Below are 13,257 nucleotides of genomic sequence, written 5' to 3'. Positions count from 1 at the left end.
TCTACATCTCCTGTTGAAGGCAAGGCCGCCTCGGCACCCTAGAACGGAACACCTATGACATCGCACAGTCCTTTTTCCCGGAGGCACCTGCCGGCCCTCCTGGGCTCCCTGCCGCTGGCCGCCACCGGCCTGATCGCCGCCGCACCCCCGGCGCACGCCGTCCCCACGTCTGACGGCCTGGCCGACGTCACCATCACGCAGGTGAACGCGCCCGCGGACGGCCTCTACTCCGTCGGCGATGTCATGACCTTCAACATCACCCTCACCAACACCAGCGGCGAGGCCCACTCCTACGCCCCGGCCTCGACGAACCTGTCCGGGAACGTCTCCAAGTGCCGGTGGCGCAACGTCCCGGCCGGGACGACCAAGACCGACTGCACCGGCCTGGCCACGCACACGGTGACCGCCGAGGACCTCAAGGCCGGCGGCTTCACCCCGCAGATCGCCTACGAGGTCAAGGCCGTGGAGTACGCCGGGAAGGCCCTGAGCACCCCGGAGACCATCAGCGGCGCGACGAGCCCGGTCAAGGCCAACTCGCTGCGGGTCGAGTCGATCACGCCGTCGTCGAGTAAGGAGTACTACAAGCTGGGCGACACCGTCACCTACACGGTGCGCGTGCGCTCGGTGTCGGACAAGACGATCAACGTCGCCGCCACCGAGTCCTCCTTCGACGACCTGGGCCGCCAGTGCCACTGGGGCGGCCTCAAGCCGGGCAAGGGCGCCGTCTACAACTGCAAGCCGCTCACCCACACGATCACGCAGGCCGACGTCGACGCCGGCCGCTGGACGCCGTCGATCACCCTGACGGCCACCGGCATTGACGGCGCCGCCCTCCAGACGCTCACCGCCACCGGCAACCCGATCAACGTCGTCGGCGACCACCCGCAGGCCACGCCCGCGCCGGCGCCCGACGCGAGCACGGAGCTGCCGGCCTCGATGAGCCAGGCCCAGCACGTGGCCCCCAACACGGCCACCGACAACTACCGCATCCCGGCGATCACCACCGCCCCCAACGGGGACCTGCTCATCTCCTACGACGAGCGCCCGAAGGACAACGGCAACGGCGGCAGCGACGCCCCCAACCCGAACCACATCGTCCAGCGCCGCTCCACCGACGGCGGCAAGACCTGGTCGGCGCCCACCTACATCCACCAGGGCACGGAGACCGGCAAGAAGGTCGGCTACTCCGACCCGAGCTACGTCGTCGACCACCAGACGGGCACGATCTTCAACTTCCACGTCAAGTCCTACGACCAGGGCTGGGGCGGCTCGCAGGCCGGCACCGACCCGGAGAACCGGGGCGTCATCCAGGCGGAGGTGTCGACCTCCACGGACAACGGCTGGACCTGGACGCACCGCACCATCACCGCGGACATCACGAAGGACAAGCCGTGGACCGCGCGCTTCGCGGCCTCGGGCCAGGGCATCCAGATTCAGCATGGCCCTCACGCCGGGCGCCTGGTGCAGCAGTACACGATCAGGACCGCCGGCGGCGCGGTGCAGGCCGTCTCGGTCTACTCCGACGACCACGGGAAGACGTGGCAGGCCGGCACGCCGATCGGGACCGGCATGGATGAGAACAAGGTCGTTGAGCTCTCCGACGGGTCCCTCATGCTCAACTCGCGCGCCTCGGACGGCTCCGGCTTCCGCAAGGTGGCCCACTCCACCGACGGCGGACAGACCTGGAGCGAGCCGGTGTCCGACCAGAACCTGCCCGACTCGGTGGACAACGCCCAGATCATCCGCGCCTTCCCGAACGCCGCCCCGGACGACCCGCGCGCCAAGGTGCTGCTGCTGAGCCACTCGCCGAACCCGAAGCCGTGGTCGCGCGACCGCGGCACCATCTCGATGTCCTGCGACGACGGCGCCTCCTGGACGACCAGCAAGGTGTTCCACGAGCCCTTCGTCGGCTACACGACGATCGCCGTGCAGTCCGACGGCAGCATCGGGCTGCTCAGCGAGGACGCCCATAACGGCGCCGACTACGGCGGCATCTGGTACCGCAACTTCACGATGAACTGGCTCGGCGAGCAGTGCGGCCAGAAGCCGGTGGAGCCGAGCCCGGCACCGTCGCCGACGGCGGCACCCTCGGCGGCACCGACGGAGAAGTCGGCCCCGTCGGCGGCGCCGAGCGCTGAGCCCACGCAGGCCCCCGCACCGTCCTCCGCGCCTGAGCCGAGTGCTGCACCTGAGCCGAGCAGCGCCCCGGCGCCGGAGCCCACGACCGCTCCGAGCACGGAGCCCACGCCGGCCCCGGCGCCGAGCTCCGCGCCTGAGCAGACCGACGGGCCGACCGCTGTGCCCGCACCGGAGACGTCCTCTGCTCCGGCCGCCGAACCGACGCAGGCCCCGACGGTGGCGCCTTCTGCTGAGCCCACGCAGGTGCCGAGCACGCAGCCCAGCGCTGCGCCGTCGGAGAAGCCGGGAGCGCAGCCGAGCTCGGCCCCCAAGCCGGGTGCGACGGGTCGGGCGCCGTCGGTGATGAACCCCAAGGCGACCGCGGCGCCGTCGGGGAAGGCGTCGTCGAGCGCGAGCCCGGCACCGAGCCGGAGCGCGGCGGTGCCGTCGAAGGCGGGTATGGAGCCCGATGAGATTGATCGGCCGTCTGACGGCGCCATGGCGCAGCCGACCAGTGGTGCCAGCGCGCCGAGCGCCGCGCCGACGCAGGCGGCGAAGGCCGGCAGCAGGCTGTCTCGCACAGGGACCAACGCGCTGCTGGTCCTGGGCCTTGCGGGTGTCGCGGTTGTCGGCGGGTACCTGCTGCTGCGGGCTCGCCGTTCGAAGAACTGAACACGCAATGAGCCGGCTCCGGCTCTGAGCACTGACTGAGGGGTGGGACGCCGGCGCGTCCCACCCCTCAGTGCTGTTCCGCGCGGCGACGCTGACCGCCTCAGCAGCGCAGCCCGACCTTCCTCAGGCGCAGAACGCCCGGCGATGTCCAAATCGGACACAAAGGCCTAGAACGGGACAGAACCTGCGAGAAGAAACCGCATGATTCCAACGTTTCGTTTCCTGGGCCGGCGACATCGGGGCTCCTTTGTATCCGATTTGGACACCGACGCTCTCCAGCGCCCCTGCAATGCGGTCAGGTTCGAGCGCGAGAGTCCGTGAGAGCCTGGTCGTATGCGTCGAGCAGACGCCGGGCGTTCTTGGGTGACCGGAAGAGGTGGGCGATCTCCTGCCAGCTCGCGTACTCGTCGGCCGGCATGAGGACAGCACAGCCGTTACTCGAGACGACACGACCGCCTTCACTATCAGTAGTGGTAGCGAACTTGGAGAATCACCAGGTCATCGCCAGCGATGAGATACACGAGGCGATGCTCGTCAGTGATCCTCCGCGACCACGCACCTGAGGCGCCGTACTTGAGCTGCTCGGGTTTGCCGATACCTCCGAAGGGATCGCGAAGGGCCGCATCGATGAGCGTGTTGACCCGTTTGAGAATCCGGCGATCCGCCTTCTGCCAGTACGTGTAGTCCTCCCAAGCCGACGGGTCCCATACGAGACGCATCAGTCCTCCCGGTCGAGGTCATGCATCTCCGTGTGGCCCGCACGAGCCCGGTCATACGCATCAAGAAGGCGTCGCGCGTTCTCAGGTGATCGGAACAGGTAGGCAGTCTCCTGCCAAGCGGCGTATTCGTCAGCGGGCATAAGAACAGCACTGCCCTTACGCGACACGATCTCAACGGCGTCATGATCGGCGTTGACCCGCTCGATGAGCGGGTACAAGGTCTTGCGCGCCTCGCTTGCACTGATCGACATGAGAGCACCTCTTCTCTCTGGTGGTACCAGAGTACGGTACCATCCGACACGATAGGCTGTAGTCTCTCTCACTCCCTCACACGGTCCGAGCAGCCACCTACTGGACCTCAACGACCTCAGGAGCATTCACCAGGGTACTTCCTGAGAGGGGCTAACACTGAGGAGGTGCGGATGATGTCGAGCTCGTCGGCTACCACTGACCCTGACCGGATCGACCCGATTCACCCGGGAAAGGTCCTCATGGAGGACTTCATCGAAGGGTTCGGGATCACCCAGAACAAGCTCGCCACGGCCATCGGTGTGCCCCCGCGCCGCATCAACGAGATCGTGCACGGCAAGCGCGGCATCACCGCGGACACCGCTGTGCGACTGGCGAAGTACTTCGGTACGTCTGCCGAGCTCTGGATGAACCTGCAGAGTCACTACGAGCTCAGGCTTGAGCGCCGGGCAATGCGCGAGCAGCTCGAGAGCATTGTGCCGCTGCAGTCGGTGGCGTAGGCAACGCCGGCGTGCATGACCGATGCGCGCATCCGGCGAGCTGACCTCGCACGGTTTAAGCCTAGGTTGACCAGCCTCCGCTGGAGTGGCTAGCCGTCCCGGCCTCATCGGGCCCGCTTCGGCACAGCGAACGGCGGGGAGGCGATCGATGTCACTGGTCGGAAGACTGTCTTTGGACCTTGCGCAACAGCGATCCGCCTGCCCCCTTGACCCAGGCGGACACCTCGCCGGTGGCACCCTTAACCTTCTCCTGTGCAGCGGCAAGCACACGGGGATCATCGACCTGGACGCCCAGGTCGTCAAGTGCAGCGAGGTACTCAGCGGCGTCAACACCCGGCGGGGGTATCTCACGAAGGTGCTTGTGTAGGCAGGTTGACTGGGATTTAAGCGTCACAAGCGTCATGCCACCGGAGATGACGCCGCCAACCACGGGCACCGTCCTGGTGACACCTTTGGCGAAGGAGTCCTTGGAGATCCTGATGCCGACGTGCTTGAGCACCTGCTTCATGGGCCCGTACCAGGCGGTCTTGGTCAGGGTCCGCTTGGCGATCTGCTTCTGGAGTGCCGGGCGGGCAATCTGCTTGGCGAAGGTCGTCAGGGATGATGCCGCCCCACTGACCCCCAACATGACGCCCAGGAAGAGACTCATCTTGCCGAGTGTCTCGTCGTCGATCTCGTTGAGGTCGCCCAGGAAGTCCTTCCAGCCGTAGAGGTAGGCGAGCTTCTGCATAACCCGGAAGGCGTGGACGTAGTACTGGGCGACATCGGCGGGGATGGTTGCGAGCATCGCGAAACCTCCCGGCAGCCCGGCCGCGAACGAGATCGCGGCGGACTTACGGGTTTCGAAGGCGATGGTGGCGACGGCGAGCTGATCGAGTTGGGCCGGGGTGAGGCCGGCCTGGACCGGGGTGGTCTCCAGCGCCAGGGCCATAGTGTCGTCGTCGGTGCCGAGCTTGCGAAGTTCCTGACGCAGGTAGTCGTCCCGGTCGATCTGGACGCCGCGGAGTCGGATGGCCATCTTGAGGAACTCGGCAGCGAACTTCTGGGCCTGCTCGTCCTGCTCGGACACAATGTCGGAGAGGGTCTCGTCGTCGCTGGTCGAGGACTCGACGGCGTCGTCGGCAGGCGCGAGCGGGTTGGAGGAGGACTCATCATGCGTCATCGCATGGGCTCCGTTCTGGGATGTTCGAGAGTTGGGGCGACGCAAGACTACGCCTGCCCAGATCCTTGGAATACCGCCGTCATCGGAACGTGATCCCCTCCGGAGGCAGCCTTGCCGAATGCAAGGCAGTCGGTCTACTCAACGTCGAGGGGGCCGTTGATGTGGAGGGTCTCGACGTCGAAGCGCCGGTTGACTCGCGAGGCGGTGGAGTCGTCGATGCGGCCGGCGAAGCGCAGGCCGTGTACGCGCTCGCGCAGGTGCTCGATGACGGCGAGCCGCAGGGCGCTTTCCTGGTCACCGTAGACGCTCGCCTCCTCCTCTGCGCTGACGTTGCTCACGGAGCTGTGACGACGTGTGTAATCGGCGCGCACCGCCTCGATGGCTGCGTCGTCGGCGACACCCGCGCGTTCTGCGATGGCATCGAGCTGACTGATCGTGTCGGCGAGGACCTCGGCGAGGACCTCGGTCTCCTGCGACTCGACTGACTCGGCGGTCTGCGTACCGGCCGAGGGCCTGGCGTTGGCCCAGCGGACCACGTAGGGCAGGACGAGGCCCTGGATGAGGAGGGACAGGAGGGTCACGCCGGCGACGACGAGGATGATGAGGTTGCGCTCGGTGTAGGCGGCGCCGTCGAAGGAGGTCGGGATGGACAGTGCCATCGCCAGTGAGATCGCGCCGCGGAAGCCGGCGACCGTGGAGACGATGCGGCCACGGATGTTGGTGCGGCGCAGGCGCTGCTCGGGGCGGCGGTCGAGGGCGCGGATGGAGTAGATGATGAGGTGCTGGCCTGCGAATCTTCCCGCGACCATGGCGATGTAGATGATGGGGATGAGGATGAGGCCGCGCACGAGGTCGGCGCGAGGGAGCTCGGCGACGATGCCGGGGAGTGCCACACCCACCATGACGAAGAGGATGGTGTTGAGGATGTGGGTGAGGATCGTCCAGAAGGGGATGCCGAGGACTCGGGAGCCCAGGGACATGTGCGGGGCGGCGAAGCGGGAGATGACGATGCCGCAGGTGACGACGGCGAGCACGCCCGAGCCGCCGATCTCCTCGGCGATGAAGAAGGTGAGGAACGGGGTGGCCAGGGCGGTGATCGTCGCCAGCATGGGGTCGTCGGTGATGGTGCGGACCCGGATACCGATCTTCGTGACTGCCGCACCGACGAGGACTCCTGCCCCGATTCCTCCCCCGAAGGACAGGAGGAGCTGATGTGTGACGAGACCGAAGGTGACGCCGGAGGAGTTCTGAGCGGCTTGGAGGGCGATGGCGAAGATGACCAGGGCGGTGCCGTCGTTGAGTAGCGACTCGGCCTGAAGAATGGTGCGGCTGTAGGGGTTGATGCCTCGTCCCAGGCTGGAGACGGCGGTGGCGTCGGTGGGGCCGAGGCAGGCACCGATGAGGAGAGCGGCTCCCACGCTCAGCCCCGTGAGGACGCCGATGAGGGTGATGAGGGCGGCCGTGATGGCGACGAGCACTGTGGCGCTGAGGATGATGCCGCGCAGGCTTCGCCGCATGCGGTTGAGGGAGACGGACAGTGACTCCCAGTACAGGAGGATCGGCAGGAAGATCGTGAGCACCACGGTGCTGGGCAGGTTCATCTCCTCCCCCACTGGGAGCAGCGCGACTCCCACGCCGGCGACGATGAGAAGTACCGGGGCGATGAGGCGGAACCTGTTGGCGATCGCGTAGGCGACAACCGAGGCGCCGATGAGGGCGACGATCATCTCGATGGTCATGGGGCTGCCGGGTTCCCTTCCTGGGACGAGTGTGGCGGGTTGACTGCGGCCGGCCCGGGAGAGGGGTGCAGTCAAGCCCGGCTTGGGGCCAGGCCTGTGTCAGGTCCAGGCCAGGCTAAGCCGGGCGCAGCCTACAGACGCTTCCTTCAGTGCTCCTGGGGATAGTCGATTCGCCTCACGAGACGCCGTTTCAATCCTTGGCGTGCGCGGCTCGGGTGAGGGCTTCCAGGCGAGGCTCGATGGACTCGGACATCATGGTGATCTCCCGCTCGGGGACTCGGTTCGCCCGCGCCTGGCCCCGCCATCCTGACAGGGACGCAGTGATGCGTCTGATTCGCTCCCGCGCCTCCGATTGAGTGAGCCGGTAGTCGTTTGCGATAGCCAGGAGCCCGTCGATCTCGTCGGGCATCGCGTCTGCTCCCATGATCGACGTCGCACGGGGCCGACTGGGGTCGGGATTCGGGTTGACGTCGAAGACGGGGCTGAGTCTCCAGAGCCCGCGGTCGGTGAGGAACCCGTGGTTGCGCAGGTGGTCGTCGGTGTTTCCGAGGGCGATGCTCGCGATGATTCGGTCGTAGAACTCATGGAGATCCTGCACGGGCGAGCGAGAGAGATCACGAATCGCCTCGGCGAGGTCGGCGTAGTCCTTCTGGTCGCCGTCGGACGATCCAGTGGCCGTCATCGCACTGATATAGCCGATACGCGCTCCATCGCGGGTTCTGTCGAATCGCCGCAAGATGAGGATGCTTCGATTGCCCACCTGGGTGAGCTGGTGCTGGGGTGTGCGAACGCCCGCGGTGGCAAGGAGGTCGAGAGCGGTGGCTTCCCAGGCCATGACGTCCCAGGAGTCGCTGGAGTGAGGGAATTTCGCAATGGCGAGGCTGCCGTCGTCGAGCCGAACTGAGGCCTTGGGCCGCGCACCGCCGAGGCCCGTCGTCCCTGTGTCGAGAAGTCGTTTAACGGCGTCGGAGGGGTCATCGTCGGAGGCCAGTTCGTCGCTGGCGTGCAGAAGCTCAGGCAGAGCGACGAGCCGCGGAACGCGCGAGGGCTCTCCCAGGAACTCGTCGCTCCCAGGAGGCCGGAAGCGCAGGGCGCCCTGTCGGGTGTCGTCGCTGACGCCCAAGAGAAAGTCGAGGTCGTCCAGCTGACGGGGAACGCGTCCCTCATCGCGGGCTCGTGATCGTTCGGCCTTGCGGATGAGGTTGCGGCCCCAGCGGTCAGGCGCGCTGTCAGCAAAGGCTCTAATGAGCCCAGACTGATATTGAGCGCCGGGCACCAGGCTCAGAGCTGGGTCGATGTTCATCCCACCGTCGGCGAGGTAGATGGGGTCGTAGAGAAAGGTGGTGGAGACCTGGCCGCGCGAGCGGGTGACGTGCGCTTGGCCGACCAGGCGGTGGGAGCCATTGGCATCGGAGACGATCTCGATGGCGGTCATCGGGCGCGCTTTCTGGTGAGGCGGCCGGCGCGGAGGCGGCCGATGTCGCTGGCCAGGGGATCTGCCGCGTCGACAAGCTGGTCGAGAATGCCCAGGGCGCGCAGCACCTGGGTGACGCTGTTGAAGCTGACGTTGGGGTTGCCCGACTCGATCTTGCGCAGGGTGTCACGGGTGATGCCAGCTCGCTCGGAGACCTGCTGCGCGGTCAGGCCGAGCACCATGCGCCACCCGCGCACGTGCTCTCCGAACTCCGTCACCTGACGGTTGATCCTGTAGCCCGACATGCCCCTCCGTTCGCTATGACGACCATTGTAGCCTGAACTGAGGGTTATGGCGATGCTGCTAGTCGTATGGTTCAGCAAGCTTGGAGAGGACAACGGTTCCGGCAACTGAAGATCACTCCCCAGACGCCTGGGCCGTTCGCCGGCAGGCTGTCCAACCTCGCGGTTCAGGGGCAGGGCGTGGCGGCCCAACCCAGCAAGGGACAGCCGGTGGTGGTGACGTCCTGAGCGAGGCGACGACGACAGAGAAGGCGGCTCCGGTAGCCGTGCAATCGGCATCGTAGAAGCCGACCTGATTCGGTCAGATCACAGAGAGATCGGCACTACCTGAGTGAATCTCATGCATGAACTGTTTCCGAGCCTTCATGGCATGTATCAGCAGTTCATAGCCGTCGTCGAAAACAAGGACCACGAGTTCCAGCACTCTTCCGGACTCATCGACGCCAAGAACAAGCCATCGACGCGGATCATCCTCATCGTCCAGAGGGCGCGAGTTCAGGACATGACCGTAAGCGTGCCACAGATCCTCATCGCCGAGATGGTCCTTCGCATAGTGCTTGCGGGCAGACCGATGGATATCAGGCTGCGTCATGAGCCCATTGCTTGACAGCCGCTCGTACGGCCTCCGACCGGTTCGTAATCCCCTCATCAGCGGCACGCTTCAGCAACGCGTCAAGAAGTTCCTCATCGAGTCGGACAGTCACAACCGTGCCGGGCCCCCGCCCGACTGGGGGCCGCCCAGGGGTCGGGCGGGGCAGCTGCTGGAGGTCGTAACCAGCCTCAGCCTCGTCAGCCCAGGCCTGGATCTGCTCGTCGCTCACGCGACGTCCGTGGAGAAGATGCTCACCCATAGCAATATCGTATACGAAACTTGGTCGCAGGGTCTTCCCCTCTGCCGCAACACTCAACAGCCAGTCGCCACCACCGATCCAAACAACGACCCCGCCCTCTGACAGCCCGCGGATGCTTCTGAACTGCTACCAGCGGTCGACCTCCACTGCCCCGCAGGCGGCGATCTGCTGGTCGGCGAACCTGCAGCTGCAGTCAAGGACTGCTTCAAGATGGGATCGCTCATTGGCCGCGGCTCGAGCGAGTCCTTCCAACCGGCCTTCCAAGGCCCTGACTCCGTGGCGATCCAGCCCCGCGAGAATCGGCTGGTGGTGTCCTTGTCCTGAGCAGGGTGACGACGCCGGAGCAGGTGGCTCTGGTAGCCGTGCGATCAGCTGCGACTACGCGGTGGTTGCAGAACTACCGGCGATCGACGCACCTATCCACCGGGACCGTCCACAAGGTCGGCTGACGCAGCCCAACTCTCCGCCCGACGTTCTCCAGGCAGTTCAGCGCGCTCGTCCCGCAGGCACTGATGGTCTTCAGCCATAAGACGATGTGGAGGCCTCCCGCACTGTTGATACCCACCATCTTACAAGTGTCGATACTCAGTGAGACGTGAGAACGCAGGCCGAGATAAGCCTATCGATCTTGCGGACATCGACCTGAGCCCCAAGCTTAATCTTGATGTGGCCCGCCCGCGTCCACAGTTCGACTTCAGAGTTCATGTCGAATGTTCCCGCGTTCTCGGTCGACCACATGTTGATAGCACTGTAGGGCAGCGAGTAGATCTCTACCTTCCGACCGGTCAGACCTTGAGCATCGCGGACGATCAACCGCTTCGAGGTGAACACAGCCGAGTCGCGCATCGTCTTGAAGGCAGCGTAGGGCTGCTCCCCTTGGACGAGAACACCAAGGACGTCCTGAGGGATCGGAACCTCCGCCAAGAAGGTCCACGTAGCCACCGAAGCCATCTCCATGCCCATGATGTCACCTCACTGAAAATAATGATCGCTGGAAACCCAGCCCGCTTCGAACACGAACATTACCAAGCGACGTCGCAGCACCCCAAGACACAAATATGCATACTTTGATTACTTTAATCGATATGCAGCAATTGATAGAATAAGACCGAGTAAGCGGCCACACTTCATGAGCCCCCAACACCCACCCGTACCGACTAACCTATGTCAGAAAGTTGCAGTTCACGACGAACAACGCCACACACCCCCACACCCAGGCCCACGCTCTGAGCCACACCCCCATTGAGACAACACCCCTAAAACCATCCCACCAATTCCGAACCCAACCTCACTCTACTGTCAGATGAGGAAGTAACGGTCGAGGTAAATAAAACAGTTGTGGACCTCCAGCGTTTCATTCTGCCGATTCTCGGAATAAACAACGCCCGCAACTACCTGCTTGAATTCCTGCCGTCGAAGGCATTCCGCTTTGTAGGACAGCGAATCGACTGAAATCTTCATCACATCCAGATGCCGAGTGAGAGCACGATTAAGGTCGAGACACTAGTACAGGCCCATTTTCTTTAATAGGCGCTGACCTCCATGTCCAGGATCAGGGGTCCCGGCCGCCACCGTCTTCCAGGACGAGACCCTAGGCAAGACCTCCAGACACCGGAGCCCAACTGGCCTCCTACTCCGGCCTGGCACCGGTAACCAGGAGATCGGGCTCATCTATCCGCGGCGATCACATCTCCCACGACGGCAACAAGAGGCTCAAGCGCTCCGTTCCTATCCACCTTCGCCTTACTGCCCTCCGACCCCGTCAGCCAGGCCTACTACCAGCGCAAACGCGACCAAGGCAAACGCCATAACCAGGCCGTCCTCGCCCTGGCCCACCGCCGCATCCTGACCCCGCACGCCACGATCCACAACAACACCCTCTACAACCCACAACCATCAACACAGCTACCCGCAGCCGCTTGACACACAACATAGAGACACCAAGGGAACGCCAGAAGAACTTGGTCAAGAGTTAGTCGACCCGATCACCTCACAAAGGATTGCAGATACCTCAATTTTATATGCACCATCCCTAAAGTCCTCACGCTACGAACGGAAAACATCGCCAGACCCAAAAACAGCAGATTAAAATCGACGCAGAAAATGCGAGAAGATCACCCCGCTCTCACCACCACTCTTAACAGTCTGCAACCAATCAGAATTAACACTTAAAACACCGCCACCGCTAATTGATGTCGAATTCCACTATCCCACTAAAGTAGCTCGCCGCAACTTGCACACACATCTTCATCGTTCTCATATATCACACCACAACAGTATTTTGGCCCCCCAGACAGTTCTGCACACCTGGAACACACGCCATCTTCATAGAGTTCTTCAGGAATAAACTCTTCTTCACACACCTCACACTTTTCTTTTACATCAGACAACCGCCCCTCTTCATCGGAGCAGCCCCCCTTTAGGAGAAACTCGAACACACCCATTCTCTTAACCTTTCAGGCGAAGGAACATAATCGCAAGAATAGTGTAGCATCTCAGAAAACTGGCCGCAAACATCTAATAATACTGCCTATTAGGGACTTTTCACGTGTGAGGGCTTATTAGGTGGGGCCTATTGAAATGCATGGACAGGGAGCGTCGTCGCAATGGGTAGCGGCCACGATCCCCCGATGATAGGAGCTGCTACACGCACCATCAGAGGGACCTCGACGTGCCTGAGACTACCTTCGCCTGCCCTGATCTGACGACCTTCCTGGGCCTGGACGCCCTGGGACCGACCGTGGTAAACCGGCACCTCATACCGACAAGAGCCATTGGGAGTGCCATGGCATGCAGCCGGGGTCTGGGAGCCGTTCTGCAAGGCCTGCGGTGCCGAGGGGCAGGCTCGTGGAAAGGTGTATCAGAGCCTGGCCCACGCGCCGGTGGGGTGGCAGCCCACGCAGCTGTTGGTGCGCCTGCGGCGCTTCGCCTGCACCCACTGCCGCCGGGTGCGGAGACAGGACACCTCCACCTTGGCTGAGCCCAGGGCGCGGCTGACCTGCTCGGCGGAGGAGTGGGGGCTGCGGGCCCTTGCCCTGGAGTCCATGTCCGTCTCCCGGGTAGCAGCCGCCCTGGGAGTCTCCTGGCACACCGCCAACAACGCAATCCTGACTCGGGCTGAGCAGACCTTCACCGGCAACCCTGACCGCTTTGATGGTGTGAAGGTCCATCGGCGTCGACGATTCCCCCGCGCGCTTCGCTCTCGTGTGGGAGGTACCCCCTGTGTGTGGCGCCACACCAGGTGGGGCGACCGCTATGTCACCGTCATCATCGACCTGCCCCCCGTACGCCACCGCAGTGGTCCGGCCCGCCTGCTGGACGTGGTCCCGGGCCGTTCCAAGAAGGCCATACAAGACCTGGCTCTCCCAGCGCGACCAGGAATGGCGTGGGCGGGTCGAGGTGGTAGCGATGGACGGTTTCACCGGGTCCCGTCCTGAGTTGCACAGGTTGGGGTGGTTTGTGTTTCAGAGTGGGGTTTTTCGTCGGGATTCTGGGGGTGGGGTGGTCGTTTCGGGGCACTAAGGCGGCGGT

General features: G+C 64.2%; 13 protein-coding genes and 2 pseudogenes. 4 read left to right on the top strand and 11 right to left on the bottom strand.

What is annotated here, in order from left to right; genetic code table 11:
- The first annotated feature begins 54 nt into the window (after nt 1-54).
- On the top strand, nt 55-2,790 hold the full coding sequence (locus FK267_RS11665) for a sialidase family protein (protein ID WP_141407293.1): 2,736 nt from the start codon (nt 55-57) through the stop codon (nt 2,788-2,790).
- 295 nt (nt 2,791-3,085) lie between these two features.
- Here the strand turns inward: FK267_RS11665 and FK267_RS13795 are convergent.
- The 3 genes and pseudogenes from FK267_RS13795 to FK267_RS11650 form a co-directional block, all read right to left on the bottom strand.
- Nucleotides 3,086-3,211, bottom strand: a pseudogene (locus tag FK267_RS13795) (type II toxin-antitoxin system Phd/YefM family antitoxin); the annotation flags it as partial.
- Between the two features lie 43 nt (nt 3,212-3,254).
- The gene (locus FK267_RS11655) at nt 3,255-3,509 is read right to left on the bottom strand and encodes a Txe/YoeB family addiction module toxin (protein WP_141407291.1); all 255 of its coding nucleotides are present in this window, start codon (nt 3,507-3,509) and stop codon (nt 3,255-3,257) included.
- The gene (locus FK267_RS11650; protein ID WP_075410880.1) at nt 3,509-3,760 is read right to left on the bottom strand and encodes a type II toxin-antitoxin system Phd/YefM family antitoxin; all 252 of its coding nucleotides are present in this window, start codon (nt 3,758-3,760) and stop codon (nt 3,509-3,511) included. Before FK267_RS11650 ends, FK267_RS11655 begins: the two co-directional genes overlap by 1 nt.
- Nucleotides 3,761-3,934: 174 nt before the next feature.
- Here FK267_RS11650 and FK267_RS11645 point away from each other — a divergent pair, with 174 nt between their 5' ends.
- A complete protein-coding gene (locus FK267_RS11645; RefSeq protein WP_141407322.1) occupies nt 3,935-4,258 on the top strand; it encodes a HigA family addiction module antitoxin in 324 nt (107 codons plus the stop codon).
- A gap of 151 nt (nt 4,259-4,409) precedes the next feature.
- On the opposite strand, the gene FK267_RS11640 is transcribed toward FK267_RS11645, so the two are convergent.
- The 7 genes from FK267_RS11640 to FK267_RS11610 all read right to left on the bottom strand — a co-directional run bounded on the left by FK267_RS11640 (nt 4,410) and on the right by FK267_RS11610 (nt 10,683).
- Nucleotides 4,410-5,420 (bottom strand): hypothetical protein, encoded by a 1,011-nt coding sequence (locus FK267_RS11640; protein WP_141407290.1) that lies wholly within the window; start codon nt 5,418-5,420, stop codon nt 4,410-4,412.
- A 134-nt stretch (nt 5,421-5,554) separates the two neighbouring features.
- Nucleotides 5,555-7,159: a Na+/H+ antiporter gene (locus FK267_RS11635; RefSeq protein ID WP_141407289.1), complete on the bottom strand. Its 1,605-nt coding sequence runs from the start codon at nt 7,157-7,159 to the stop codon at nt 5,555-5,557.
- Between the two features lie 190 nt (nt 7,160-7,349).
- Nucleotides 7,350-8,594, bottom strand: coding sequence for a type II toxin-antitoxin system HipA family toxin (locus FK267_RS11630; RefSeq protein WP_141407288.1), 1,245 nt, complete (start codon nt 8,592-8,594; stop codon nt 7,350-7,352).
- On the bottom strand, nt 8,591-8,878 hold the full coding sequence (locus FK267_RS11625; protein ID WP_009395767.1) for a helix-turn-helix domain-containing protein: 288 nt from the start codon (nt 8,876-8,878) through the stop codon (nt 8,591-8,593). The genes FK267_RS11630 and FK267_RS11625 overlap by 4 nt, the downstream gene beginning before the upstream one ends.
- A 298-nt stretch (nt 8,879-9,176) precedes the next feature.
- The gene (locus tag FK267_RS11620; protein WP_141407287.1) at nt 9,177-9,467 is read right to left on the bottom strand and encodes a toxin; all 291 of its coding nucleotides are present in this window, start codon (nt 9,465-9,467) and stop codon (nt 9,177-9,179) included.
- Complete coding sequence (locus tag FK267_RS11615) at nt 9,454-9,726, bottom strand: ribbon-helix-helix protein, CopG family (protein ID WP_141407286.1); 273 nt, start codon at nt 9,724-9,726, stop codon at nt 9,454-9,456. The genes FK267_RS11620 and FK267_RS11615 overlap by 14 nt, the downstream gene beginning before the upstream one ends.
- Before the next feature lie 585 nt (nt 9,727-10,311).
- Nucleotides 10,312-10,683: a PH domain-containing protein gene (locus tag FK267_RS11610; protein WP_141407321.1), complete on the bottom strand. Its 372-nt coding sequence runs from the start codon at nt 10,681-10,683 to the stop codon at nt 10,312-10,314.
- A gap of 653 nt (nt 10,684-11,336) precedes the next feature.
- Here FK267_RS11610 and FK267_RS13505 point away from each other — a divergent pair.
- Nucleotides 11,337-11,649 (top strand): annotated as a pseudogene (locus FK267_RS13505) (transposase); the annotation flags it as partial.
- A gap of 937 nt (nt 11,650-12,586) precedes the next feature.
- On the opposite strand, the gene FK267_RS13680 reads toward FK267_RS13505, so the two are convergent.
- Entirely contained in the window at nt 12,587-12,772 is a 186-nt protein-coding gene (locus FK267_RS13680; RefSeq protein ID WP_232622436.1) for a hypothetical protein, read from the bottom strand.
- Here FK267_RS13680 and FK267_RS13860 point away from each other — a divergent pair.
- Complete coding sequence (locus FK267_RS13860; protein ID WP_373693217.1) at nt 12,699-13,163, top strand: helix-turn-helix domain-containing protein; 465 nt, start codon at nt 12,699-12,701, stop codon at nt 13,161-13,163. The two genes, FK267_RS13680 and FK267_RS13860, sit on opposite strands and share 74 nt — an antisense overlap.
- Nucleotides 13,164-13,257: the final 94 nt, after the last annotated feature.

This window comes from Actinomyces oris, from assembly GCF_006546825.1.
GTDB lineage: Bacteria > Actinomycetota > Actinomycetes > Actinomycetales > Actinomycetaceae > Actinomyces > Actinomyces oris.
The sequence above is the reverse complement of the archived record's forward strand: the minus strand, read 5'-3'. Positions and strand labels throughout refer to the sequence as shown.

What these genes read in the sequence shown, in the direction of transcription:
- FK267_RS11665 (WP_141407293.1), top strand. Translation starts at nt 55, where the DNA reads ATGACATCGCACAGTCCTTTTTCCCGGAGGCACCTGCCGGCCCTCCTG.
- FK267_RS11640 (WP_141407290.1), bottom strand. Translation starts at nt 5,420, where the DNA reads ATGACGCATGATGAGTCCTCCTCCAACCCGCTCGCGCCTGCCGACGAC.
- FK267_RS11630 (WP_141407288.1), bottom strand. Translation starts at nt 8,594, where the DNA reads ATGACCGCCATCGAGATCGTCTCCGATGCCAATGGCTCCCACCGCCTG.
- FK267_RS13680 (WP_232622436.1), bottom strand. Translation starts at nt 12,772, where the DNA reads ATGGACTCCAGGGCAAGGGCCCGCAGCCCCCACTCCTCCGCCGAGCAG.
- FK267_RS11645 (WP_141407322.1), top strand. Translation starts at nt 3,935, where the DNA reads ATGTCGAGCTCGTCGGCTACCACTGACCCTGACCGGATCGACCCGATT.
- FK267_RS11655 (WP_141407291.1), bottom strand. Translation starts at nt 3,509, where the DNA reads ATGCGTCTCGTATGGGACCCGTCGGCTTGGGAGGACTACACGTACTGG.
- FK267_RS11650 (WP_075410880.1), bottom strand. Translation starts at nt 3,760, where the DNA reads ATGTCGATCAGTGCAAGCGAGGCGCGCAAGACCTTGTACCCGCTCATC.
- FK267_RS11635 (WP_141407289.1), bottom strand. Translation starts at nt 7,159, where the DNA reads ATGACCATCGAGATGATCGTCGCCCTCATCGGCGCCTCGGTTGTCGCC.
- FK267_RS11610 (WP_141407321.1), bottom strand. Translation starts at nt 10,683, where the DNA reads ATGGAGATGGCTTCGGTGGCTACGTGGACCTTCTTGGCGGAGGTTCCG.
- FK267_RS11625 (WP_009395767.1), bottom strand. Translation starts at nt 8,878, where the DNA reads ATGTCGGGCTACAGGATCAACCGTCAGGTGACGGAGTTCGGAGAGCAC.
- FK267_RS11620 (WP_141407287.1), bottom strand. Translation starts at nt 9,467, where the DNA reads ATGACGCAGCCTGATATCCATCGGTCTGCCCGCAAGCACTATGCGAAG.
- FK267_RS11615 (WP_141407286.1), bottom strand. Translation starts at nt 9,726, where the DNA reads ATGGGTGAGCATCTTCTCCACGGACGTCGCGTGAGCGACGAGCAGATC.